Raw genomic sequence first — 23,964 nt, 5'->3', positions numbered from 1 at the left:
GGACCGATGGCAACGGAGGACGACACGCCCGCGTGGCGACGGTTCGTGTTCGGCGACGAGAACCTTCCCGATCCCGACTACCCGCTGGATCACGTTCCGGGGGACGAACGGAAGGGGCTCGTGAGCATCTCCGCCGTGCTGTTGGGGTTCGTGTTCTTTGCGGGGACCCTGTGGGCCGGCGCGGAGGTCGGCGCAGCGATGGGTTTCGGGCCGATGCTGACCGCGATGGCGGTCGGGTACGCCATTCTGGGCGTCTACGTCGCGACGCTGTGTGGCGTCGCCGCGAAGGCCGGGCTGACGACGGTCCTGCTCGCGCGGTACAGCTTCGGCCGGTACGGCGCGAAGTTCGCGGATCTGATGCTCGGCGGCACACAGGTCGGGTGGTTCGGCGTCACCATCCCGCTGGTCGCGATCCCGACGGCGACGTTCTTCGGGCTCGACACGCCGACGTTCACCGCCGCGCTCATCCTGGTCTGGGGCGTGCTCCACCTCGCGACGGCGTACTTCGGGTACGAGGGGATGGAGCGGCTCTCGCTCGTTGCGGTCCCGGTTCTTGTGGTCGTCGGACTGCTCTCGATGGTCATCGCGGTCGGCGACGCCGGCGGGTTCGGCGGCCTCTTCGGCGGCGGTGGCGGCGGGATGGGCTTCGCCGCCGCGGTGACCATCGTCGTCGGGACGTTCATCAGCGGCGGAACGCAGGCCCCGAACTGGGCGCGGTTCGCGAGCAGCAGCCGCGTGGGGTTCTGGGCCGGACTGGTCGCCTTCCTCGTCGGGAACGGCTTCCTCTTCCTGTCGGGCGCCGTCGGCGGGGCGGTGTACGACGTCACGCCCGCGGGGGACCTCTATGAGGTGCTCGCAGCGCAGGGCCTCGCCGCGATCGGGCTGATCGCGCTGATCCTCAACATCTGGACGACCAACGACAACGCCGCCTACGCCTTCGGGGTCGCGGGCAGCGAGGCCTTCGAGTTCGACCGGAAACGGCCGTTCATCCTCGCGGGCGGCACGATCGGGATCGTGCTCGCCTTGGTTGGCGCCGACAGCCTGCTCATCCCGTGGCTGTCGACGCTCGGGCAGTACGTGCCGCCGCTCGGCGGCGTGATCATCGCCGACTTCCTGCTATGCTGGCGGCTGCGCGTGCCGAAGATGGGCGACGTGCGCTTTGCGGGCGTTCGGTGGACGGGCGTTATCGCGTACGCCGTCGGCGCCGTCGTCGCGGTGCTGACCGCGGGCCAGGTCGTTCCCGGCGTCGCGGCGCCGCAGCTACTCCCCGGCGTCGCGGGCGCGGCGCTGAACGGGCTCGTCGCCGCGGTGGTCGTCCACGTCGCGGTCTACTATCTGCTGGAGTCGCAGGGCGTGCTCCCCGGCCACGATGTCGCCGGCGACGCCGAGCGGCTGTAAGCGGGCCATCCGCCCGACCGCGGCGTCGATTCACCCGTCGAGTTCCGCGTGGAGCGACGCCCGCCACTCGTGGGGATTGTACCACCCGCACCCGACGCAGCCCAGCGAGTCGTCGTACGCCGCGTCGCCCTCGTAGTAGTACTCGATTCCGAGGAACGGCGGCCGCTCGTCGTTCTCGACGCAGGACTCGCACTTTCGACTTTTGAGCAGGTTGTGACTCCGCGTGAGGATCTGGAAGTGCTCCCTGACCTCCTCGTCCGTCATCGACTCGTAGTCGAAGTCCTCCGAGGAGTCCCAGCGGATCTCCGGCACCCGGTGGTCGACTTCCAGCGTCGTGCTCGGCGAGGAGCCGTCGAACGCGTCGCGGTGATCGTAGAGGTCCCGAACCCGACGCTTGAACGAGTCGGGCATCCCCTGTCTGGTGACCGACTGCCCCGTCGGGAACGGGTACTGCAGCTTCCGGTGGAACGTCGTCGCCTCACAGGTCTCACAGTGGCGGTAGTCGCCCTGCCCCTGGCCGGTGTTCCGGACGAACTCGAAGCCCTCCTTCCGGAGCATCTGGATGTCCTTCGCGGGCTGGGAACTCGGGAGTTCACACGCCGAGCAGTGCCACTCGCAGTCGGCGAGGATCTCGAAGGTCGCCGCGCGTTTGGTGCCCTCGTTCGAGGGGTTCCAGTCGGTCGTGGCGTACTCGTGGACGCGCTCGCCGAACTCGGTGAGTTCGTAGGTCGCCCCGTCGGCTTGGAGAACGCCGTCGTCGACGAACGCCGAAAGCAGGGCGTCGACGTCGCCAGCGTGGTCGCTCCGGAGCTCGGACGCGCTCTGTGGTCCGTCCGCGAGGGTCGACAGCACCGCCGTCCGGCTGTCGTCCCTCCGGACCGACTGGATCAACTCCGCCGTCGCCTCGTCCATCCCTGCCATACTCACGACTCCACACCGAGCCGCAAAACACTGGCGCCCGGCCCGCACTGTCGATCAGCCGTCCGTTCCGCGCCCGGCGGGCTGGCCCCCGCCGACGCCCTCGATCGCGCCGTCGACGGTTCGGTGCGGGTACGGAATGGTGATCCCTTCCGCCTCGAACCGTTCGGTGACCGACTGGACGAACCGCCCGCGGATCCCCAGGAGGTCGGACTGGCCGGGCTCTTCGATCCAGATCCGGCTCTGCAGGCCGAACGACGCCTCGTTGATCTCGATCAGCCGTACCGACGGCTCCGGATCGTCGAGGATTCCCTCCACCTTCCGGGCCTCCTCAACGATGATGTCGGTGGCCTCGTCGATGTCGTCCTCGAAGCTGATCCGGAACGTGAACTTCACGCGCAGCGTCCGGTTCTTGTCGTAGTTCTTGATCACCCCGTCGGTGAGCTGGGAGTTCGGCACCGTGAGGTGCTCGTTGTCGAAGGTCCGGACCCGGCTCACCCGGAGGCTGATGTCCTCGATGTAGCCGGAGTTGCCCTCCCACTCGATCCAGTCGCCGGTCCGGAACGGCTCGTCGGTGTAGATGAACACGCCGGCGACGAAGTTCTTCAGCACGTCCTGCATCGCGAACCCGACCGCCAGCGTCGCGGCCGCGGTGACCGTCGACAGCGCGACCAGGATGTTCCCGAGCCCCGCAAGCGAGAACGCAAGCGAAAGCCCGAAGAAGAGCGTCACCCCGTAGATCAGGAGGATCAGCGGCTTCCGGACGTGTTCGTCGATCTCGCGCCGTTGCAGGAGCCGCTCGCTCAGCGGGAGGACCCCGAGCTTGCTGGCGACGTAGATCACGAGAAACACCACGAGAAAGACGACGGCCGCGGCAGTGGCGTCGGCGAGTTGTGGCGGGAGGCCGACGTCGGCGAGCAGGTCGCCGAGAAAGCCGGCAACCCCCGTCGCGCCCGTCTGAAGTCCCCCGGCGGTCATCTGTGCTCCCGTCCCGCCGTCGTCGCTTCGGTCCCCTGTGGAATCGACATACGACCCCGTTCTCCCGGGCGGTGGTTTATACCTCCGGGTGTGCGGACCGTCGGCGACGACCGGTTAGTCGCCCGCCGCTCGGGCCTCACGCCGCGCGGCCTCGACGGTCTTGCCCTCGCGCATCACGGCGTCGACGAACAGCTCCCCGGCTTTGTACGACGACCGGACCATCGGCCCCGACGCGCAGTAGAGGAAGTCGAGTTCCTCCTCGGCGACGCGCCGCCACGTCTCGAAGGCGTCGGGGTGGACGTACTCGAAGACGTCCAGATGCGACCGGGAGGGCTGGAGGTACTGGCCCAGCGTGACCACGTCGACGTCGGCCTCCCGGAGGTCCGAGAGGGTCCGGTAGATCTCGTGGTCGTACTCGCCGACCCCGAGCATCAGGCTGGTCTTGGTGTAGATGTCGGACTCCTCGGACACCTGTTCGAGCACCGACAGCGACTGGTCGTAGCCCGCCCGGCGGTCCCGGACCGGCCACTGGAGCCGTTCGACGGTCTCGACGTTGTGGGCGATCACGTCGGGGCCGGCGTCGATGATCCTCCGGACGAGGTCGGGGTCGCCCTGGAAGTCGGGGATCAGCACTTCGACGAGGATCCCCGGGTCCCGCTCTTTGATCTCGCGGATCGTGTCGGCGAAGTGTTCCGCCCCCTGATCGGGGAGGTCGTCACGGTCGACCGAAGTAAGGACCACGTAATCGAGCCCGATCTCCGCGACCGCCTCCGCGACGTTTGCGGGCTCGTCGGGATCCAGCGGTTCCATCCCGCCGGTCTCGACGTCGCAGAAGTTACAGCCGCGCGAGCAGCGGTCGCCCATCAGCATAAACGTCGCCGTCCCCGGCCCGTCGCGGCCGCTCCAGCACTCCCCCATGTTCGGGCAGTTGGCCTCCTCACAGACCGTGTGGAGATCGCGCTCCCGGAGCGTCTCCTTGATGTCGGTGAACTGCCGCCCCGACGGCGGGCGCATCTTCAGCCAGTCGGGTTTCCGCCTGCTGCTCATACCCCCACCTTCGAGCGCCCGAGCAAAAGGCTGGGGGTTGGCGGCGTGTCGGCTGTGCGGTCTCGACTCGAAGCGAACAGTCGGCACCCGCTTCCCGCGCCCGCGCCGGTGATGCCGAGCAATCGCTGCCCGACCCGGGCCAGTTCTCAGGTCACAGGGCGGGTGGCCGCGGGTTCGCGGATAAACCTTCGCCGACGGTGGGCCCGGCGGCGATGGAGAAACGTCTTTCCCCCCGGAGTCCCCGGTGGGTCGTATGACTCGCCTCGCGCCGTCGCTCCGCGCTTTTCACTCCGCTACGGCGTTTCCGACTCTCCCGACGCGACAGACGGGCGTCCGGTCCCGACCTGCGCCCCGGAGGTGCGCCGCGTGAAGGTCGCCGACGTCCTCCCGGAGTTCGCCGACGCGTTCGGGTTCGAGGAGTTCAACCGGATGCAACGGGAGGCCGCGCCGGCGATCCTCGAAAGCGACGCCAACGTCGTCGCCGCCGCCCCGACCGCAAGCGGCAAGACCGCCCTCGCGGAACTCGCGATCTGTCGAACCCTCCAGCGGGGCGGGACGGCGCTTTTCGTCGCGCCGATGCGGGCGCTCACCAACGAGAAGGAATCGGAGTGGGAACGCTTCGAGGACCTCGGCTACTCGGTGTACGTCGTCACCGGCGAGCGTGACCTGAACCCCCGCCGTGCCGAACGGGCGGACATCCTGGTGATGACCCCCGAGAAGGCCGACTCCGCCACCCGGAAACACGACTCCGCGCGGTACGCGTTCGTCGCCGACGTCGACTGCTGTGTCGTCGACGAGGTCCATCTACTGGATTCCGACACGCGCGGCGGCGTGCTCGAAGTGACGGTTTCGCGGCTCCGCCGGCTGTGTGCCCCCCGGATCGTGGCGCTGTCGGCGACGATGCCCAACATCGACGACGTGGCGGCGTGGCTCGACGCTCCCGCCGAAACGACCTTCGAGTTCGGCGAGGAGTATCGCCCGGTGAAACTCCACGCCGGTGTGAAAACGTACTCCCACGGCGACAACTCCTTCGCCGACAAGTACCGGCGGCTCTACCGCGCTCTCGACTTGGCCGAGGAGCACCTCCGCGACGACGGCCAGGCGCTGGTGTTCGTCTCCTCGCGGCAGGACGCGGTCCGGGCCGCCGGGAAGGCCCGAGACGAGATCGCGAAACGCGACATCCCGATGGGCGCCCGCGGCGACTACGACTTCCATACGGAGGCCGCCGAGTTGGGCAACGACGCCCTCGCGAAGGGCGTCCCCGACGGGGTGGCCTTCCACCACGCCGGGCTCGCGAAGGCCGACCGCGACCGGGTCGAGGAGTGGTTCAAGGACGGCCGGATCCAACTCCTCTTCTCGACCTCGACGCTCGCGTGGGGGGTGAACCTCCCGGCCCGGTGTGTCGTGATCCGCGATACCAAGTACCACGATCCGCTGGAGGGCGAGGTGGATATGTCGCCGCTCGACATCCTCCAGATGCTCGGCCGCGCCGGCCGCCCCGGCTACGACGACGTCGGCTACGGGTGGGTGGTCTGCGACCGGTCGGACGCCGACAAGTACCGACGCTTGCTCCGGGAGGGCAAGGAGATCGAGTCGCGGCTGGCGGAGGACCTCGATTCGCATCTGAACGCCGAGATCGCGATGGGGACCATCCGCGGACTCGACGACGTGATGGCGTGGCTGGAGACGACCTTCTACTACCGGCGGGCGCAGTCGAAACCCGACGCGTACGCCTTCGACACGCTCCGGGAGCGCGTCCGCGACACCCTCGAATCCTTAGTCGACCGGGGGTTCGTGGAGATGGGCGAGGACCTGTCGGTCTCGGCGACGACGCTGGGTCGGCTCGCCTCGAAGTACTACCTCCGGCTCGACACTGCCGCCCGGTTCCGCGACCTCGCCGGTCGTGAGACCATCTCCGCCGGCGGGATCTTAGAGACCGTCGCGGGCGCCGCGGAGTTCCACTCGGTGTCGGCCCGCCAGTCGGAGGCCGACGCCGTCGACGAGGTGCTCTCGGGAACCGGGACCGACCTGGCGGACGGCCCGCGGAAGGTGCTCGCGATCCTGCGGGCGGGGATGGACGACGCCACGCCCGCGGATCTCCGGTCGGACGCCTGGATCATCCGGCAGAACGCCCTCCGGCTCATCTCGGCGCTCCGGGAGTTCCTCGCGGCCTTCGCCGGCCCGCGCGCGGCGAACCTCGCACGCCGGGTCGAGGCCCGCGTCGAACACGGCGTCCCCCGCGACGCCGTCGGCCTGACCGCCGTCGACGGGATCGGCCCGGCGCGCGCCCGGACGCTCGCCACCGGCGGGCTTCACAGCCCCGCGGACGTCGCCGCGGCGGGGGCGTCCGAACTCCGGCGTGCGGGACTCTCGGAGGGCGTCGCCGAGCAGATCGCCGAGAACGCACGGGCGTTCCCGGCGATCGACGTGTCGTGGGGGGCGTTCCCCGACGAGATCGCCGCCGGCGCCAACCGGCTGTGCGAGGTGACGGTGGAAAACGGCGGCGGCGGCGCCACCGTCGGGATCCGGGTGACGGTCAACGGCGTCGAGATGACCGCGACCGAGACGTATCTCGCCGACGCCGAGACGGTCCCCGTCGGCGTCTTCGGTGCCGACGCCGACGAACTCGAGTTCACGGTCGAGGTGACGTTTCCCGACGAGCCGCTGCATCCGATCCGGGCGTCGCGGACCGTCGCAGTCGCGTGATCACCCGCGAAGCAACGACCGCAGCGCGTCGGGGCTTTCGACCACAGCATCGGCCCGCGAGAGGTCCAACTCCGCGTCGTGCGTCGACCGGTACGCGACCGTGAACGCGCCCGCCCGGACCGCGGCCGCGATCCCGTTCGGGGAGTCTTCCACCACGACACATCCTCGGGTTCCCGGCCGAGTTCCACGGCGGCGTACTCGTAGATGTCGGGCTCGGGCTTCCCCGGCCCGCCGACGTCGTCGGCGCTGACGACCAGGTCCAGCGGGTCGAGGTCGAACCGCTCGCGGACGGACGTTCCGGTTACCTCCGCGTGCGTGGGTGACCCCGACGCGACCGCCGTCCCGAACACCCACTCCGACTCGAAGCGGGTCCAGTACGTCTCCGAATCGACCAGCACGCCGTCCATATCGAACAGCACCGGACCGGCGGGCGGCTCCATACGCCGGGTCGAACGCCACCGGATAAAGCCCTTGTCGCGAGGGTCTATGAACGATGCCGGGATCAGACCCCCCGTATGCCAGAGACGATCCGCGTTTTCGCCGGCGACTGTACGACGACCTTCGAGGGCGACCGCACCCGAACCCAGCGCGGCCGGGTCGCGGTCGTGATCAAGCCCGACCGCACCACCCTGGTCCACGACGCCGACGGCTACCAGCCCGTCGCGTGGCTGACCCGCCCCGACGCCCTGACCGTCGAGACCGGCGGTGCCTCGGAAACGGCCCGAACAGCCGGCGACAGCGAGCCGCAAAGCGCCTCGGGCCGTCCGAGCGGGCTGCGAGGCGGCCAAGCCGCCTCGAACGGGACGGCGGAGCCGTCCCCCGGCCCGCGAGAAGAAGCCGTCGACGACGAGGGCTTCGGGATCGTCGCCCGCGCCGGCGACCAGGTTCTCCGGGTGGTCTGTCACCGCGCCGCGGGACGGGCGGAGTACCCCGTCTCCGAGGCGGGCGTCCCGGTCGGTTCCGACCCCGAGACGGGCGAGCCGCTGGTTCGGACCGGGGGGGACGTCCGCGGCGTCGACTCCGAGGTCCGCTATCCGCTTCCCCGCGGCGCGACCGTCACCGACGGGTCGTGTTCCGACTGCGGGCTCCCGACCATCCGGGCGCCGGCGGGCGAGACCTTCGAGGTGTGTCTCGACCGGTCGTGTGACTCCCTCGACGACGCCGTCCGCGAGCGGTTCGACCGCGAGTGGGCCTGTCCGGAGTGCGGCTCCGACCTCCGGATCATCCGCCGCGGCGGCCGGCTGCTGGCGGGGTGTGACGCCTACCCCGACTGCGAGACCGCCTTCGCGATCCCCGCAGGGGTCGTCGACGGGGAGTGCGACTGTGGGCTGCCGGTCTTCGAGACCGACCGCGGCCGGCGGTGTCTCGACGGCACCTGCGAGCGGTTCGTGGAGTGATGCGGTCGAGAAGTCGGCTCTCTTCGAGCCGGCCACACCGCAGCCCCTATGTCGCGGCCGGCCGCCAGGACGGATATGGACGGGATCCTGACCGACGGCGTGGTCCGCATCGCCGGCGACGCCAGACAGCGGTTCCACGACGCCCACGGCTACGGCCGGCCGCTGGACCGCAGCCGCATCGAGGTGGCGCCCGTCGAAGCCGCCCACCTGCTCTCCCGGGGGGACCTCGAGGCCGTCGTCGACGAGTCCGGCGCGGATTCCGCGGGCGACGCCGACCCCCCGGCGGACGAAGACCGGCTGGACTTCCGGGCGTTCCTGGCCCGGACCGGGACCGCGCTCCGGTTTACCGTCTACAAGGACCTCCGCGACCGGGGCTTCTACCTTTCCCCGGCCCGCCCGGCGTGGCCGGGGGTCGACGCGGAGTCCGAGGGGCACTCGGACGTCGACTTCGTGGTCTACCCCCGCGGCAAGGGGCCGTGGGACGACGAGGTGGCCCACCGGGTTCGCGTGGTCGGCGAGCGCGAGGGCGTCCCGGCGGCGTCGCTCGGCGGGGTCGTGCTCGCGGTGGTCGACGAGGACGGCGAACTCACGTACTTCGACACCGACGCCGCCCCCGACATAGGCGCCGACGACGCGGACGGCACGGGCGACGCCGACCTCCCCGCATCGGTCGACGCGGACCTGCTCGACGACCGGGTGGTCTGTTACGAGGCCGCCGATCGCCTCTACGAGTCGCGGTTCTACGGCCAGCGGCTGTTCGGCCGCAACGCCGACTCGGGGCCGCTCCAGCTTTCGCTCGTCGAGGCCGCGTACCTCGCCCAGCGGGGCGTCCTCGACGCCGATCCCGCAGCGATCGTCGACCGCGGCCAGGCCGTCGAGGGCGAGCGGTTCGACCGCCGGCTGCGGGTCTACGCCGCGCTCCGTGGCCGGGGGGTCGTTCCGAAAAGCGGGTTCAAGTTCGGCGCGGACTTCCGGGTGTACGACGGCTTCGACGGCGTCGATTCCCTGGGGCACTCCGCGAACCTGGTTCGGGTGGTCGGCCCCGAGCACACCGTCTACCCGCGGGACCTCTCCTTGGACGTCCGGCTGGCCGGCGGGGTCCGGAAGCGAATGGTTTTTGCGCGTACCGCGGCCAACGGACGCATACGCTGGCTCTCGGTAGCCCGACTCACCCTATGACACGAGACGACGACTCCCGGCGCGGCGAGGACGGCCCGCAGGCGACGCCGCCGGTCGCCGAGGGCGATCACGAGCGAGAGCGACCGGCCGACGACGGGCCGCTCGCCCCCGACGGCGGTACCGAGGGGGCGGCCGGCGCCGACGATGTCGCCCTCGACCCGTGGGGGTCGTCGACGGTCGCCGACTACCGGAGCCTCTTCGAGGAGTTCGGGATCGGGGAGTTCGACGACGTGCTCCCCGGCGTCCCGAACCCCCACTACCTGATGCGCCGGGGTGTCATCTTCGGCCACCGCGACTACTCCCCCGTCGCCGACGCGCTCCGGGCGGGCGGCGACGCCGCGGTGCTCTCGGGCTTTATGCCCACCGGCGATCCCCACATCGGCCACAAGCTGGTGTTCGACGAGATCATCTGGCATCAAGAGCAGGGCGCCGACGCCTACGGGCTGATCGCCGACCTCGAAGCCCACGCCGCCCGCGGGATGACGTGGGCCGAGATCGACGAGCACGCCCGCGATTACCTCCTGAGCCTGCTGGCGCTGGGGTTCGACCCCGAGGAGGGCGAACTCTACCGGCAGTCCGACAACAGAGAGCTCCAGGATCTCGCCTTCGAGTTGGGGTCGAAGGCCAACTTCTCGGAGTTCCAGGGTATCTACGGCTTCGACGGCGGGACCAACGTCTCGCACATACAGTCGGTGGTCACCCAGATGGCGGACATCCTCTATCCCCAGTTGGAGGAGCCGAAACCCACCGTGATCCCGGTCGGCCCCGACCAGGACCCCCACGTCCGGTTCGCCCGCGACCTCGCCGCGCGGATGCGGTATTTCAAAGTCACCGAGGCGTACGCGAGTTTCGAGCTCACCGACGCCGAGCGCCCCCTCGTCGGCGCGGTCTACGGCGAGCGCGACGCCTACGCCGAGGACCCCGACCGACCCCGGTGTGAGGAGGCCGCCGCGTGGCTCCGGGACGCAGGCGACGACGCCCTCGATTCCCTCGGCGTCGTCGTCGCCGGCGACGTCCGGGAGTCGGCCGCCGAGAAACTCGACAACGCCGGGATGGAACCGCTCCGTCCCCGGGTGCGGTTCCTCGATTCCAACGCCACCGACGACGCCTTCGAGGCGCTGATCGAGGCGATCGACGGCGAGAAGCGGCGGTACGACGCCCACGTCGACGCCTTCGACCTCGACCGCGAGGCGGCCGCGGAACTCGCCCGCGAGGTCGAACTCGACCACGGCGGCTACGGGTTCGTCCCGCCCTCCTCGATCTACCACCGGTTTATGACCGGGCTGACCGGTGGGAAGATGTCGTCGTCGATCCCGGCGTCGCACATCTCGCTTCTCGACGACCCCGAGGAGGGGTACGACAAGGTGAAGGCCGCGACGACGGGCGGACGCGACACCGCCGAGAAGCAGCGCGAACTCGGCGGTGAGGCCGACGAGTGTCCGGTCTACGAACTCTACGCCTACCTGCTCTCGGGCGACGACGACGAGTTCGCAAAGCGGGTCTACGACGAGTGCGTCGGCGGCGAGCGGCTCTGCGGCGACTGCAAGGAGCAGGCCGCGGAGCTAATGGCTGAGTTCCTGGCGGACCACCAGGAGAAGCGTGCGGAGGCCGAAGCGCTGCTGGAGGATCTGGACGTCTCGCTGGAATCGTCGCGGCGTGGCGTCGCCCCCGGTGACGAGTAACACGGCGGGTCGGAACGACCGGGGCGTGATACGGCCCGCCGTAGCCGGCCACCGCGTATCGACGGTGTCGTATGTCGATTCATACTGTCGGCTATAACTACGTGAAGATGTTCCACACCCCGGGGTGTCGAAATCCGTCACGGGACGATAGCCGACAGTATTAGCGGCGGATGGACCGATTCACGTGTCAGTCAACGTGGCCATATCGCCGCGGACTCGGAGGAACAAAGAGTCGCTTTGACACAAGTGGTGACTGTACTTTACGGAGATACTTTCCATCTACATCTCCCACGATACGATAGCCACGATGTGCTCGTCCAGTCGGCACCGCCTTCTCATCGGCGTATTCGTGTTCGGACTCCTCATCGCCAGTCCAGCACTTATCGGCTCAGGAACGGCCAAAGCACCGCCTGAGCCAGTCTGTGGCGTGTGTACGGGCGCTCTCGATGAGGCCGCACGCGAGCGCGGAGTGACGGTCGAGCGCGGCCAGAGTACAATGACTATCCGAGTGTCGGAAACCGGACGTGCGGAGTTCGTCGCCGGTGTCGAACTACTGAAGGGCGCCGAACAGCTCAACAACGACTCGCTTCGACATGCGATCGTCAAAGAGGTATCCTATACTGTAGTCGACGACCGGCGAAACCTCCGAACGTCCGTAGTTGGAGATACGTTACGTGTCCGCTATTCCTCCGACGAAGTAGCACACAAAACCCTTGGCATCGTGCAGTTCGACGCGTTCCACACGCGTGGTGCACCACCGTTCGCCAGTGGTGGAGAAGGCACTCCGTATCCGGGAGCGGATCGGTTGCTTCTGTACGGACCTCCCGGGTACCACGTCCACGGCTCCCCCGGTGATGTCACCAATGAAACCGCGGTCCGTTGGAGAAGTGACAGCCACGAACAGTATTCGGGTCTGATCGAGGAGGACGTCACTATCTCGTTCGTCCCCGAACGGGCGCGACTACCGCATCTCCGAGTTGCCCTTGCAAACTTCGTTGATCGGGTCGACTCCTTTAGTGCGTGAAGCCGTCTACCCGGAAATCGGTGTAATCTGTCACCTAACAACCCGAGCACGCCAACAGAGGACTGATATCGGAGTGCAAGATGCAGGCTCCCTATAGTAGCGTTTGCAAGTCTTCGCTCACTCGATCGCACGACGGCGTGCGATCGGATATGAAACCAGTTGCAAACGCTACTATAGTCGGCACCCGGCTCCTGGCGGAACACGAACGGCTGCGGAGCGGGTACGGTACAGCGTTCGTCCGTTCTGATACTGTCGGCTATCGTCCCGTGACGGATTTCGACACCCCGGGGTGTCGAACATCTTCACGTAGTTATAGCCAACAGTATGAACGATGTATGGGTCGCCCGAACTGCGCATCCGCGAGCCGGGCGAGACGGATCCGTACAAGCAGCGCGAGACGGCGGAGCGCGACCCGACGCAGTACACGGGTGGAGTAACCGTGTCACGCCACATCTTTTATCACGACAGTTGACAATATATATCGTATGACATTCCCGACCGATAGAAGCCGGCGGGTGTCGCGGCGACGGACGCTGGCGGCGGTGGGCGGCGCGGTGCTGGCCGGGTTGGCCGGCTGTTCGGACGTGACCGACCAGTCCTTCGAGGCTACGTCGGTTGTCTTGCCCGAGAGCGCCCGCGAGGAGGTACTGCTAGCCGAGACCGCAAACGAGTCCGAAACCATCGAACGGGAGGGCCCCTCCGGCAACGTGGAGGTGTCGATCACCAGCCACAGCGCGGTCTACCAGCGCGGGCCTGCCCGCGGCGCGCCCACCGTACTGGAGAAGTTCGTCAGCAGCGTCAACCAGACCCCCGGGTCGGGGTCGGCGATCAACGCCGTCGCGAGCGACATCGGCGTCGACGGGGCGGAGCTGTCGTTCATCAAAGGCGGGGTGCAGGTCTCCGGCGACCAGTTCAGCCTGGTCATCCCGGAGGGCGCGCGCGGCGGGGACGGGATTGCCCCCGAGCAAGTGATGGCGCTCGTGCCCGGCGCGGCCGTCGGGAGCGACACGGTGACGTACGACGGCGACGAGCCGGGTGCGTTCTTCCCGGGTGAGACGTACTTCCCAGGTGAGACGTACTTCCCGGGTGAGACGTACTTCCCAGGTGAGACGTACTTCCCGAGTGAGACCCTCTCCCCCGACTCGCCCGACGACGTGCGGGTGTTCGTGCCGAACGTGGAGACGGTGATGAGCAGCGTCGGGATGGACGGGCTGCCCGAGGGTGCCGAGCGGGTCGACCCGGGCGCCACCATCGATACGGCCGGCACGGTGTTCGTCACCCAGGGGGACGTCATCGTCACCGCGGGGGACGTAATTGACGTCCCCGCCGACCGAGCGTTCGACAGGGGCGTCCCGGCCCCGCTAGGTGGCCAGCCGTTCGGGGTGGGTGTGCTGGCGACGCCGAACGCGTCGGTGGCCGGCCAGTCGGCGAACCCGCTGGTGGGGATGGCGACGACGGACCTGCTCCAGCGGGACGCCACAAAGCGGGTGCTGGCCGCGACCGGCCTCACCGACGGGGACACGGTGGAGTGGCTCGGCGGCCCCCGGGAGGTCGTCCTCACGGAGGACGCGCCGTCGGAGGCGACGCTGCTTGGCACCGGGACCGACCTCGCCTCTTTCGCCGGCGTCGTCAGCGGCGAGGACGGTCCGTGGGCGGTGGTGCTGTCGGTGGCGCGGATCACCGACGACGACCACGTGATCGCGGTCGGGGGGACCACCCGGCCGGTCTCGACGCCGGACCGGGTGATGGAGGTCGTCGGCAACTCGGGCTACCTGATCTCCGAGGCCGCGGCACCCGGCGGCGTCCCGCTGTACACGCCCGCGTTCGCCCCCTTTGCCGAGTTCGTCCCCGAGGTGATGGGGCGGCTCCAACGAGCGCCGGACGCTGCAACGGAATAACGAACGCAGTAGCCCCAAACGCGTGTCGAAGGTGGCTCCCGGCGCCGATCATCATACAGCGATAGACGGTGGTGCGGTCAGCTCGTCTACACCGCTCTCTCCCGGACGTGAAGCGGGACGATCGGGCCTTCGCCGACCGCGATCGACGCGTGATCGGCCGATTCAGGGTTCGGAACCTCCGGCTCCCCGGTGCAGATAACCGCTACGCTTCGACCGGGACACCGTCTACGCTCAGTAGCCCGGTCCGAGCGGATCCCCAGCAGGTGGACGTCCGATCCGATACGGCGTTCGTCCGAACTGCGTATCCGCGAGTCGGGCGAGACGGCAGAGCCGTCCGGCTTCTTCGCGGACGACTCTCGAGTCGCCCCTGAAGAGTGGTGCGCCGCAGGCGCACCCGACGCAGTAACGAGGTGGGATTACTCGATCGAGAGTTCGCCGTCACCACTGTCGCCGCCTTCCCCTTCATCCCACTCGATCTCGAATTCGACGCTCAGTTCGCCCGGTCCATCGCCCGGTCCCTCGCGCTCGGCCTTCACCTCGAAGGTGGGCCGTTCCGGGGGGTCGACGGTCACCGACTGGTCGCCGGCGGTCAGCGTGATCGGGCCGTCGGCGTCGAGTTTGTCCGCCAGCGTCCGGAGGTACGACGCGATCTCGGCCCGGCTCCGGCGGTCCTCGGTCTCGAAGAGCACTTCTTCGGGCATACACCTACGACGACGCGGCCGAGCATAAAACATCACGCCCGAAAGGGCCTCGATCGCCCGCGGAGTCTTCGGAACCCCTAACTTCCGGCCGGTCGGTAGCTCTCACAACGACCGACACGAACACACACAGATGCAACTCCCCGAACCACAGGTCGCGGTGTTGAACGCCGCGAGCGCGACCGAGGAAACGCCGATCGACCGACTCGCCGAGGCGGCCGGACTCGAACCCGAAACCGCCACGCGGGCCGTCTTCGAGCTGCGGGACGAGGGCCTCCTCGACGTGGCCGAGCGCGAGACGGTCGAGTACGAACCCACCGACGAGGGCCGCACGTACGTCGAGAAGCACCTCCCCGAGACCCGGCTCTACCGCGCGGCGGTCGACGCCGGCGCCGACGAGGGGTCGGTCTCGATGGGGCAGGTCATCGGCGCGGCCGACCTCGCTGGCGACGCGGTCGACATCGCGCTGGCGAACTTCGGCCGGAAGGGGTACGGAACCATCGAGGGCGGCGACCTCTCGGCGGATCCCGACGCCGACCCCGACGCCGACCCCGAGGCGGAGGCGCTCGCTGCGCTCGTTGCGGGCGACGGCGTCGACGACGCCGACGACGACGTGCTCGACCGGCTGGTCTCGCGGAACCTCGCGGTCCGCCGCGACCGGACCGACCGGACGGTCACGCTCACCGATGCGGGCGTGACCGCGCTGATGGAGGGCGTCGAGGCCGCAGAGACGGTCGACCGGCTGACTCCGGAACTGCTGACCTCCGGGGAGTGGGAAGACGTCGAGTTCGCCGACTACAACGTCGAGGCCGACGCGCCCGCGGTCCAGGGCGGTTCCACGCACGTCCTCCGACAGACCGCAGAGCGCGTGAAGGACGTGCTCGTGGGAATGGGCTTCCGGGAGATGGACGGCCCCCACGCCGACGCGGACTTCTGGATCAACGACTGCCTGTTCATGCCCCAGGACCACCCCGCGCGGACCCACTGGGACCGCTTCGCCCTCGATACCCCGCCGATCGACGACCTCCCCGAGGACCTGGTCGACCGCGTCGAGGCCGCCCACCGCGAGGGGGTCGGTGAGGACGGCGACGGCTACCACTCGCCGTGGTCGGAGGAGTTCGCGCGGGCGATCGCGCTCCGGGGACACACCACCTCCCTGTCGATGCGGTATCTCTCCGGCGAGCAGGTCGGCGACCTCGACCCGCCGCAGCGGTTCTTCTCCGTCGAGAAGGTCTACCGTAACGACACGCTGGACGCGACCCATCTACTCGAGTTCTTCCAGATCGAGGGGTGGGTGATGGCCGAGGACCTCTCGGTGCGCGATCTGATGGGCACGTTCGTGGAGTTCTACGAGCAGTTCGGGATCACCGACATCCAGTTCAAACCCCATTACAACCCCTACACCGAGCCGTCCTTCGAGCTGTTCGGCCGCCACCCCACGACGGGCGAACTCATCGAGATCGGCAACTCCGGGATGTTCCGCGACGAGGTGCTCGAACCGCTCGGCGTCGACTGCGACGTGATGGCGTGGGGGCTGGCGCTGGAACGGCTCGCGATGCTGACCACGGGCGCGGAGGACATCCGCGACCTCCACGGGACGTTGGCCGATCTCGACTTCCTCCGCGGTGCGGAGGTGACCTACTGATGCCCGTCGTCGACATCGACCCCGACGAGCTCCGGGAGTTGACCGGCCACGACGAGAAGAGCGACGAAGATCTGAAGGACGACCTGTTCGGGCTCGGCCTCGAGTTCGAGGGCGAGACCGACGAGGGGTTGTTGCAGTTCGAGTTCGGCCCCGACCGCCTGGACCGCCTGTCGGTGGAGGGCGTCGCGCGCTCGCTGCGGTACCAGTACGGTGACGACCGCGGGGTCGACGTCCCCGACACGAACGACCCCGACTTCACGTTCGTCGTCGACGGCGACGTGCCCGACGCGCGGCCGTACGTCACCGGCGCGGTCGTCCGCGGCCTCGACCTCGACGAGGCGGCCTTGGAATCCGTGATCCAACTGCAGGAGAAGCTCCACGCCACGATGGGGCGGAAGCGCGCGAAGGGCGCCATCGGGATCCACGACCTCGTGGCGATCAAAGGCGACACGCTCGGCGAGGCGCCCAACGCCTCGGAGGACAGCGGCGGCAACTCCATCACCTACACCGGGATCGCGCCCGGCGGCGACACGTTCGTCCCGCTCGACAGCGACCGCGAACTGACACCCGCCGAGGTCCTTGAGGAGCACTCCACGGGTCGCACGTACGCCGACCTCGTCGCCGACTACGACCGCTACCCCGCGATCTACGACGAACTCGGGCTGTTCTCGTTCCCGCCGGTCATCAACGGCCGCCGAACCGAGGTCTCGACCGACTCGCGGGAACTCCTGATCGAACTCACCGGGACCGACCAGTGGACCATCGACCGGATGTGCGCCATCATCTGCTATGCGCTGTCGGCCCGCGGTGCCACGATCGAGGACGTCGAAGTCGAATACGAGGGCGGCTCCGACGCCGGCGGCCGAACGCTCCGGCGGCCGGACTTCGAGGTTCGGAGCAAGTCCGTCACCCACGACCGGATCGAGACGATGCTCGGGGTCGACCTCACGGAGCGGGAGGTCGTCGACCTCTTCGAGCGGTCGGGGCTGGACGCCGCCGTCGCGGACGATGCCGAGAGCGACGACGCCGACGGTCCCGCGGACGCCACCACCTACGAGGTGTCGATTCCGCCGTACCGCGTCGACGTGCTCCACCCACTCGACCTCGTCGACGACGTCGGTCGGGCGTACGGCTTCGACGAACTCGACCCCCGATATCCCGACGTCGGCACCGTCGGCGGCCGCCACGAGCGCTCGCGGCTGGAGGCCGCCACACGAGATGTCCTGACCGGGCTCGGGTTCGAGGATCTGCTGAACTTCCATATGATCTCCGAGCCGGAGGTCTACGACCGGATGGGCGTCGAGTCCGGGACTGACGTCCTCGGCGGCGGCGACCCCGTCGGGATCACCGAACCCTACAGCGAGGATTACACCATCCTCCGGCCGTGGGCGCTGCCCTCGCTCGTGATGGTGTTGGAGAACAACACCCACCGCGCGTACCCGCAGGACCTCGCGGAGGTCGGACTCGTGGCCGAGCGCGACGACGACGTCAACACCCGCGTGGCGGAGTCCAGACACGTCGCGGCCGTCCTCGCCCGCACCGACGCGACCTACGAGGACGCCAAAGCGCGGCTCCAGGCGGTCTGCCGGAGCTTCGGCGTCGAGCTGGAGACGCCGCCGACCGCCCACCCCTCGTTCATCGACGGCCGCGCGGCGTCGGTCGTGATCGACGGCGACGACGTGGGCGTCGTGGGCGAGATCCACCCCGCGGTTCTGGTGGAGCACGACCTCGAACTCCCGGTTGCGGGCTTCGAGTTCGCGCTCGAGGCGCTCGGCGGGGAGTAGGCTCGATCGACGCTTTCCGAGCCTGACCTCTCGAAAGACTTCGCTTTCTCTCCGCTCCGCTGGCCCGTTTCCTTGTGCGTTGGACGGTCGGAAACCCGCTAGCGGGCGGGTATGGAAGGGGCCGCGCTCTCGGCGAACCCGGACGACGCAAGCACTGCAGGAGCGAACGCAGTGAGCGACGAGGAGCGCGGCGAGTCCTGGGAGTCGAGAGCGCGGGGGCTTCCACGGTCGTCTCCGCACTCTTTCCACACTCTCGTTCTTTTCTAACCCGTATCGCTCCACCAATCGAGCCACTTAACAGCCCGCCGGCCGGTATTTTCGCCCGAGAATGCCGAGCGGAGAATACGATCCCGAGACCGTCGAGGTGAAGTGGCAGGACCGGTGGGTCGAGGCGAACCGCTACGCATACGACGGGGACGTAGCGGACCCCGACACCGCCTTCTCGATCGACTCGCCGCCGCCGACGGTATCGGGGAGCCTCCACTGGGGCCACGTCTACGGCTTCACGCTCCAGGACTTCGTCGCTCGGTTCAACCGGATGCGCGGGAACGAAGTGTACTTCCCGTTCGGGTACGACGACAACGGGATCGCCTCTGAGCGGCTCGCCGAGGAGGAACTCGGCGTCCGCCACCAGGACTACGGCCGCCGGGAGTTCCAGGAGATGACCCGGGAGGTCTGTGACCGCTACGAGGCCGAATTCACCGAGAAGATGCAGAGCCTCGGGATCTCCATCGACTGGACCCAGACCTACCAGACCATCTCCCCCGAGGTCAAGCGGGTCTCGCAACTCTCTTTCGTCGACCTCTACGAGCAGGGTCGGGAGTACAGACAGCGGGCGCCCGCGATCTGGTGTCCGGAGTGTGAAACCGCGATCTCGCAGGTCGAAACCGAGGACGACGAGCAGCCGAGCCACTTCCACGACATCGCCTTCGGCGTTGCCGGCAGCGACGAGACGTTCACCGTCTCAACCACCCGGCCGGAACTCCTGCCGGCGTGTGTGGCGGTGTTCGTCCACCCCGACGACGAGGAGAACCAGTACCTCGTCGGCGAGACGGCGGCGGTCCCGCTGTTCGGGCAGGAGGTCCCCATCATCGAGGACGAGCGGGTGGATATGGAGACCGGCTCGGGGATCGTGATGTGCTGTACCTTCGGCGACCAGACCGACATCGAGTGGTACCAGGCCCACGACCTCGACCTCCGGCTCGCGATCGACGAATCGGGGACACTCACCGAGGTCGCCGGCGAGTACGAGGGGCTCTCGGCCGACGAGGCGGGCGAGGCGATCGTTGAGGATCTCGACGAGGCGGGCGCACTCTTAGACCGACGGGCGATCACCCACACGGTGAACGTCCACGAGCGCTGCGGCACCGGGGTCGAGTTCCTGGTGAAAGAGCAGTGGTACGTCGAACTCCTCGACAAGACCGACGAGTACCTCGCGGCCGGCCGGGAGATGGACTGGTACCCCGAGAAGATGTTTACCCGATACCGGAACTGGATCGAGGGGCTCCAGTGGGACTGGGCCATCTCCCGACAGCGCTCGTCGGGGATCCCGTTCCCGGTGTGGTACTGCGACGACTGCGATCACGCCGTCGTCGCCGAGAAGGCCGACCTCCCGGTTGATCCCCTCGCCGACGACCCGCCGGTCGAGGCCTGCCCGGAGTGTGGCCACGACGCGTTCGTCCCCGAGGACGACGTCTTCGACACGTGGGCGACCTCCTCTTTGACGCCGCTGATCAACGCCGGGTGGGACTGGGACGACGAGGCCGAGGAGTTCACCTTCGAGAACCCCGAACTCTACCAGTTCGACCTCCGGCCGCAGGGCCACGACATCATCTCCTTCTGGCTGTTCCACACGGTCGTGAAGTGCTACGAGCACACCGGCGAGGTCCCGTTCGATTCCGTGATGATAAACGGGATGGTGCTCGACGAGAACCGCGAAAAGATGTCGAAATCGAAGGGCAACGTCGTCGACCCCGACGAGGTGGTCTCGAAGTTCCCGGTCGACGCCGCGCGCTACTGGGCGGCGGGGTCGGCGGTCGGCGACGACCTCCCGTACTCCGAGAAGGGGCTGCGGGCGGGCGAGAAGCTGCTCCGGAAGCTGTGGAACGCCTCGAAGCTCGTGGAGAGCCTCACCGACGACGCGCCCGACTACGACGACGTCGACCACGACGACCTCACCGAACTCGACCGGTGGCTGTTGGCTTCGCTGGACCGGGAGATCGAGCGGCTCACCGACTGGTTCGAGAGCCGGGAGTTCTCGAAGGCCCGCGACGAGCTTCGGGGGTTCTTCTGGCACACCTTCTGTGACGACTACTTGGAGATCGCGAAACAGCGGATCAGGTCGGCGGACGATGACGCCGCGGCCGACTCGGCGGCGTACACCCTCGCGGTCGCCCACCGCCGGTTCCTGAAGCTGTTCTCCCCGATCCTCGCGCACGTCACCGAGGAGCTGTGGCACGATCTGCACGGCGGAGAGAGCGTCCACACCAGCGGGTGGCCCGAACCGCTCGGGATCGACGCCGACTTCGCGGCCGGCGAGACCGCAATGGCGGTCGTCGGCGCGCTCCGGAAGTACAAGAGCGACCGCCAGCTCCCGATGAACGAGCCGCTGGCCCGCGTGGACGTGTGGGGCGACATCTCCGGGTTCGAGGCCGACATCTCCGGCGTGATGCACGTCGCGGAGCTTCGCTCCCTCGCGGAACGCCCCGCGATCGAGTCGGTCGTGACCGGCGTCGACCTGGACTACTCGCTGGTCGGTCCGGAGTACGGGAGCCAGGTGCCCGACATCGAGGCCGCGATCGAGGCCGGCGACTACGAGGTCGTCGACGGCCACCTCCACGCCGCGGGCGCCGAACTCGATCCGGAGACGTTCGAGATCGAGGAGGAACGGCAGTACACCGGCGACGGCGAGATGATCGAAGCCGGCGACGCGGTCGTGATCGTCCGCCGCGAGGGGTAGTGCCACCCGCCGTTTTCCTTCGTCCCGCTACAGATCGGCGCCGATGGCCTCGGCGACGCTGTCGAAGCCGTCCCGGTCCAGCAGGTCCAGGAGTCCCTCGTTGATGTCGCGGGCGAGCGTCGGCCCCTCGTAGACCAGCCCGGTGTACAACTGGACCAGGCTCGCCCCCGCACGGATCTTCGCGTACGCCCCCGGGGCGTCGGAGACGCCGCCGACGCCGATCACGGGGACGTCGACCCGTTCGGCCACGAACCGGACTGTCTCGGTGGCACGGTCCTCGATGGGCGCGCCGGAGAGTCCGCCCCGTTCGGCCCGGTTGGGGCTCTCCAGCCCCTCCGGGCGGTCGGTGGTGGTGTTGACCGCGATCACGCCGTCGAGGTCGTAGTCGTCGACGACCGCGAGCGCCTCCTCGATCGCCAGCCCCGGGAGGTCCGGCGAGAGCTTCACGAGCAGCGGGGAGGCGCCGGCGTCGACCAGCGCCCCGAGGATCGCCTCAAGGGAGTCGCGGTTCTGGAGGTCACGGACCCCTTCGCTGTTCGGACACGAGACGTTGACCGCGACGTAGTCGGCGGCGTCGCCGACGTGCTCGTAGGTCTCGCGGTAGTCCGCGGGGGCGTCGTCGGCGTCGGCGGTCTCCGAGAGCGCGACGTTGACGCCGACGGGGATCCCGGGGTCGGGGCCGGTCCGGAGCCGGTCGCCGACGGCCGCCGCGCCCTCGTTGTTCAGCCCCATCCGGTTGACCAGGGCGCGGTCCTCGACCAACCGGAACATCCGCGGCCGGGGATTACCGGGCTGGGGGTCGGCGGTGACGCCCCCGACCTCGACGTGCCCGAACCCGAGGGCGCCGAGCACCGCGGGGAGTTCGGCGTTCTTGTCGAACCCGGCCGCGACGCCGACGGGGTTCCGAAAGGACTGCCCGAAGGCGTCGACCGCGAGCCGGCCGTCGTCGACCGCGAACCGGTCGCGAAGTCGGTCCTCGACCGGGGTGTGCTGGACCGCCCGCAGCCCGGCGTGGACCGTCCGGTGGGCGGTCTCGGCAGGGACGGAGAACAGCACCGGCCGGAGGGCGCGGTACGCGGGGCGGATCACCCGACCCCTCGCCGATCGGTCGGTCATCGCGACTCAGAAGTCGTGTTCGACCGCGTCGGTGTCGGCCTTCTGGATGATGATCTTGCCGTCACGGACGCGAACGAACACTTCGTCCCCGATGTCCATCCCGGCGACGGCGAGTTCGTCCTCGTGGAGGTTGACGTGGACGTTGTGGTACTCGCCGTCTTCGCCCTTGGCGCCACTCGGAGAGAGCTTCTTTTTCCGAACCATCGGCGGTGTCTACGGACCAATTCGGCGCCCGATATACATATGTGTCGCTCCGTTACCCCCGGTGGTACCGGGTCTCCGATAGGCGGGCGCACGCAGCGTCCTTCGGGCGCCGTCGTGGCCGGGGGATGGATGTCGTCGGCGCCCGCGCAACGACACTGTTCCGAACGGAACGGCCGCCACCCCGACGCCGCACCTTATTTTGCCGATATATTTATGCCGAACTGTGTGCTGGTTTGACACAGGGTGTCACCCGATGGTACGCGAGGACGGTAAACGAAACTTCGTAATGCTCGAGGACGGCGAAAAGACGAAACAGTTCACCGGCGAGATGCCGCGGCAGGCCGCACTGAAAGCCGCCCGGCGGCTGGAGGGCTACGAGTCCTACGATTCCGAGTCGGAGGCCGAGCAGAACCCGACCGAGATCCGGCTGCTCGAACGCGGCACCGACCGGGTCCACGTCTACCACGCCTGGGCGTGGGAGGACAGCGCGCCCGACACCAAACCGGACTGGATGGAAGACAACGACGTGTCGACGGTCACGCGGGGCAACGTCTCCAAACAAGGGATCGAACACATCGACACGTAGCGGCCCGCGTCAGTCCGATCCACCGTTCCGGCCGCAAATCGGGGCCGAACAGCCGCTCCCTTCCGTCCTCACGCCGGCGCCGTCGGGGCTCCGACGGCGTCCGACACCGGTTTATCCGTTCCGTGGCGAGTGCCGACCGCGCGGTCACCATCCGACCCGACCACACGTCGAACGCGTGGGATGACGTGTCGGCCTCCTGCCGCGCCACACTCCGAGTACCGTCAGCCGCCGCTCTCGGCCCGCTCTGTCGGTCCGGGTCGTCCCCGACGCGGCACGCCTCCCCGCCACGGTGTGAAACCGCATAACGAGGCGGGGACGGTTCGACGGGGTTTTATGTTACCCAGCCGTTCGGATTAATACGCGGAAGCCCGCCCGGGACACCCCGGTCGGGGACCGTTCGAGTGTGGACCTGGGTGCCGGCTTCGGCCGGCAACGGACCCGGACCGATGCCTTTATGGCTTCGTCCGGTGTACGTTCAGGTCCGCAAGAAATGAGGATTCCACCCCTGCGGTCCGCCGTACACGATGGAATCTGATGTTAGCCTTGGTGGTTCGGTGACACCTGTTCGGTGTCGCCCGAACCACACGGACCACGCAACCAATGCAATGCGACGCGATGCAATGCAGTAGGATCTGTGCAATCCACAATTTGGTGATTCCTCCTTTCACGAGGAGAAATCCCGCCAACCCTCCCCGTTCACGCGGGGAACCCATTCCGGTTGATCCTGCCGGAGGCCATTGCTATT

The 23,964-nt window shown here is 68.5% G+C and carries 17 protein-coding genes and 1 pseudogene; 11 read left to right on the top strand and 7 right to left on the bottom strand.

Annotation, left to right across the window (positions count from 1 at the left end; all coding sequences use genetic code 11):
- Positions 1 to 6 precede the first annotated feature (6 nt).
- Positions 7 to 1,398 (top strand): cytosine permease, encoded by a 1,392-nt coding sequence (gene codB / locus H5V44_RS13280; RefSeq protein WP_185193623.1) that lies wholly within the window; start codon positions 7 to 9, stop codon positions 1,396 to 1,398.
- 30 nt (positions 1,399 to 1,428) lie between these two features.
- Here the strand turns inward: codB and H5V44_RS13275 are convergent, their stop codons facing one another.
- The 3 genes from H5V44_RS13275 to lipA all read right to left on the bottom strand — a co-directional run bounded on the left by H5V44_RS13275 (position 1,429) and on the right by lipA (position 4,341).
- The gene (locus tag H5V44_RS13275) at positions 1,429 to 2,319 is read right to left on the bottom strand and encodes a hypothetical protein (RefSeq protein WP_185193622.1); all 891 of its coding nucleotides are present in this window, start codon (positions 2,317 to 2,319) and stop codon (positions 1,429 to 1,431) included.
- A 54-nt stretch (positions 2,320 to 2,373) separates the two neighbouring features.
- The gene (locus H5V44_RS13270; RefSeq protein WP_185193621.1) at positions 2,374 to 3,294 is read right to left on the bottom strand and encodes a mechanosensitive ion channel family protein; all 921 of its coding nucleotides are present in this window, start codon (positions 3,292 to 3,294) and stop codon (positions 2,374 to 2,376) included.
- A 114-nt stretch (positions 3,295 to 3,408) separates the two neighbouring features.
- Positions 3,409 to 4,341: a lipoyl synthase gene (gene lipA, locus H5V44_RS13265; protein ID WP_185193620.1), complete on the bottom strand. Its 933-nt coding sequence runs from the start codon at positions 4,339 to 4,341 to the stop codon at positions 3,409 to 3,411.
- A gap of 366 nt (positions 4,342 to 4,707) precedes the next feature.
- Between lipA and H5V44_RS13260 the strand changes: the two genes are divergently transcribed.
- Positions 4,708 to 7,047: a DEAD/DEAH box helicase gene (locus tag H5V44_RS13260; RefSeq protein WP_185193619.1), complete on the top strand. Its 2,340-nt coding sequence runs from the start codon at positions 4,708 to 4,710 to the stop codon at positions 7,045 to 7,047.
- Here H5V44_RS13260 and H5V44_RS13255 read toward each other — a convergent pair.
- Positions 7,048 to 7,487 (bottom strand): annotated as a pseudogene (locus H5V44_RS13255) (HAD family hydrolase). It lies immediately after the preceding gene.
- 75 nt (positions 7,488 to 7,562) lie between these two features.
- Between H5V44_RS13255 and H5V44_RS13250 the strand changes: the two are divergent.
- The 5 genes from H5V44_RS13250 (at position 7,563) to H5V44_RS13230 (ending at position 14,227) form a co-directional block, all read left to right on the top strand.
- The gene (locus H5V44_RS13250) at positions 7,563 to 8,444 is read left to right on the top strand and encodes an endonuclease NucS domain-containing protein (protein WP_185193618.1); all 882 of its coding nucleotides are present in this window, start codon (positions 7,563 to 7,565) and stop codon (positions 8,442 to 8,444) included.
- Positions 8,445 to 8,519: 75 nt separating this feature from the next.
- Positions 8,520 to 9,623 carry a tRNA-intron lyase gene (endA, locus tag H5V44_RS13245; RefSeq protein WP_185193617.1) on the top strand — a complete coding sequence of 368 codons (1,104 nt, stop codon included), beginning with the start codon at positions 8,520 to 8,522 and terminating at the stop codon, positions 9,621 to 9,623.
- Positions 9,620 to 11,305 carry a tryptophan--tRNA ligase gene (locus H5V44_RS13240; protein WP_185193616.1) on the top strand — a complete coding sequence of 562 codons (1,686 nt, stop codon included), beginning with the start codon at positions 9,620 to 9,622 and terminating at the stop codon, positions 11,303 to 11,305. Before endA ends, H5V44_RS13240 begins: the two co-directional genes overlap by 4 nt.
- A gap of 349 nt (positions 11,306 to 11,654) precedes the next feature.
- Positions 11,655 to 12,329, top strand: coding sequence for a hypothetical protein (locus H5V44_RS13235; protein WP_185193615.1), 675 nt, complete (start codon positions 11,655 to 11,657; stop codon positions 12,327 to 12,329).
- Between the two features lie 485 nt (positions 12,330 to 12,814).
- The gene (locus H5V44_RS13230) at positions 12,815 to 14,227 is read left to right on the top strand and encodes a DUF6517 family protein (protein ID WP_185193614.1); all 1,413 of its coding nucleotides are present in this window, start codon (positions 12,815 to 12,817) and stop codon (positions 14,225 to 14,227) included.
- 416 nt (positions 14,228 to 14,643) lie between these two features.
- Here the strand turns inward: H5V44_RS13230 and H5V44_RS13225 are convergent, their stop codons facing one another.
- Positions 14,644 to 14,928, bottom strand: a complete 285-nt coding sequence (locus H5V44_RS13225; RefSeq protein WP_185193613.1) for an amphi-Trp domain-containing protein — start codon at positions 14,926 to 14,928, stop codon at positions 14,644 to 14,646.
- 130 nt (positions 14,929 to 15,058) lie between these two features.
- Between H5V44_RS13225 and pheS the strand changes: the two genes are divergently transcribed.
- From pheS to H5V44_RS13210, 3 genes are all read left to right on the top strand, one after another.
- Positions 15,059 to 16,570 carry a phenylalanine--tRNA ligase subunit alpha gene (gene pheS, locus H5V44_RS13220; protein WP_185193612.1) on the top strand — a complete coding sequence of 504 codons (1,512 nt, stop codon included), beginning with the start codon at positions 15,059 to 15,061 and terminating at the stop codon, positions 16,568 to 16,570.
- Positions 16,570 to 18,354: a phenylalanine--tRNA ligase subunit beta gene (pheT, locus tag H5V44_RS13215; RefSeq protein WP_185193611.1), complete on the top strand. Its 1,785-nt coding sequence runs from the start codon at positions 16,570 to 16,572 to the stop codon at positions 18,352 to 18,354. The genes pheS and pheT overlap by 1 nt, the downstream gene beginning before the upstream one ends.
- Before the next feature lie 328 nt (positions 18,355 to 18,682).
- On the top strand, positions 18,683 to 21,313 hold the full coding sequence (locus H5V44_RS13210; protein ID WP_185193610.1) for a valine--tRNA ligase: 2,631 nt from the start codon (positions 18,683 to 18,685) through the stop codon (positions 21,311 to 21,313).
- Positions 21,314 to 21,340: 27 nt separating this feature from the next.
- Here H5V44_RS13210 and H5V44_RS13205 read toward each other — a convergent pair whose 3' ends face one another.
- Both H5V44_RS13205 and H5V44_RS13200 read right to left on the bottom strand, forming a co-directional pair.
- Positions 21,341 to 22,429 (bottom strand): quinone-dependent dihydroorotate dehydrogenase, encoded by a 1,089-nt coding sequence (locus tag H5V44_RS13205; protein ID WP_185193609.1) that lies wholly within the window; start codon positions 22,427 to 22,429, stop codon positions 21,341 to 21,343.
- Positions 22,430 to 22,435: 6 nt separating this feature from the next.
- Positions 22,436 to 22,633: a hypothetical protein gene (locus tag H5V44_RS13200; RefSeq protein ID WP_185193608.1), complete on the bottom strand. Its 198-nt coding sequence runs from the start codon at positions 22,631 to 22,633 to the stop codon at positions 22,436 to 22,438.
- Positions 22,634 to 22,886: 253 nt separating this feature from the next.
- Here H5V44_RS13200 and H5V44_RS13195 point away from each other — a divergent pair, with 253 nt between their 5' ends.
- On the top strand, positions 22,887 to 23,219 hold the full coding sequence (locus H5V44_RS13195) for a non-histone chromosomal MC1 family protein (protein ID WP_185193607.1): 333 nt from the start codon (positions 22,887 to 22,889) through the stop codon (positions 23,217 to 23,219).
- The last annotated feature ends 745 nt before the right edge of the window (positions 23,220 to 23,964 follow it).

This window comes from Halobellus ruber, from assembly GCF_014212355.1.
GTDB classification, from domain to species: Archaea; Halobacteriota; Halobacteria; order Halobacteriales; family Haloferacaceae; genus Haloquadratum; species Haloquadratum rubrum.
This window is presented reverse-complemented; position numbering and strand designations above follow the sequence as displayed.

Excerpts from the sequence above, each read along its gene's own strand:
- pheS (WP_185193612.1), top strand. The coding sequence starts at position 15,059 with ATGCAACTCCCCGAACCACAGGTCGCGGTGTTGAACGCCGCGAGCGCG.
- pheT (WP_185193611.1), top strand. The coding sequence starts at position 16,570 with ATGCCCGTCGTCGACATCGACCCCGACGAGCTCCGGGAGTTGACCGGC.
- H5V44_RS13250 (WP_185193618.1), top strand. The coding sequence starts at position 7,563 with ATGCCAGAGACGATCCGCGTTTTCGCCGGCGACTGTACGACGACCTTC.
- codB (WP_185193623.1), top strand. The coding sequence starts at position 7 with ATGGCAACGGAGGACGACACGCCCGCGTGGCGACGGTTCGTGTTCGGC.
- H5V44_RS13270 (WP_185193621.1), bottom strand. The coding sequence starts at position 3,294 with ATGACCGCCGGGGGACTTCAGACGGGCGCGACGGGGGTTGCCGGCTTT.
- H5V44_RS13195 (WP_185193607.1), top strand. The coding sequence starts at position 22,887 with ATGGTACGCGAGGACGGTAAACGAAACTTCGTAATGCTCGAGGACGGC.
- H5V44_RS13225 (WP_185193613.1), bottom strand. The coding sequence starts at position 14,928 with ATGCCCGAAGAAGTGCTCTTCGAGACCGAGGACCGCCGGAGCCGGGCC.
- lipA (WP_185193620.1), bottom strand. The coding sequence starts at position 4,341 with ATGAGCAGCAGGCGGAAACCCGACTGGCTGAAGATGCGCCCGCCGTCG.
- endA (WP_185193617.1), top strand. The coding sequence starts at position 8,520 with ATGGACGGGATCCTGACCGACGGCGTGGTCCGCATCGCCGGCGACGCC.
- H5V44_RS13275 (WP_185193622.1), bottom strand. The coding sequence starts at position 2,319 with ATGGCAGGGATGGACGAGGCGACGGCGGAGTTGATCCAGTCGGTCCGG.
- H5V44_RS13210 (WP_185193610.1), top strand. The coding sequence starts at position 18,683 with ATGCCGAGCGGAGAATACGATCCCGAGACCGTCGAGGTGAAGTGGCAG.
- H5V44_RS13240 (WP_185193616.1), top strand. The coding sequence starts at position 9,620 with ATGACACGAGACGACGACTCCCGGCGCGGCGAGGACGGCCCGCAGGCG.
- H5V44_RS13205 (WP_185193609.1), bottom strand. The coding sequence starts at position 22,429 with ATGACCGACCGATCGGCGAGGGGTCGGGTGATCCGCCCCGCGTACCGC.
- H5V44_RS13230 (WP_185193614.1), top strand. The coding sequence starts at position 12,815 with ATGACATTCCCGACCGATAGAAGCCGGCGGGTGTCGCGGCGACGGACG.
- H5V44_RS13200 (WP_185193608.1), bottom strand. The coding sequence starts at position 22,633 with ATGGTTCGGAAAAAGAAGCTCTCTCCGAGTGGCGCCAAGGGCGAAGAC.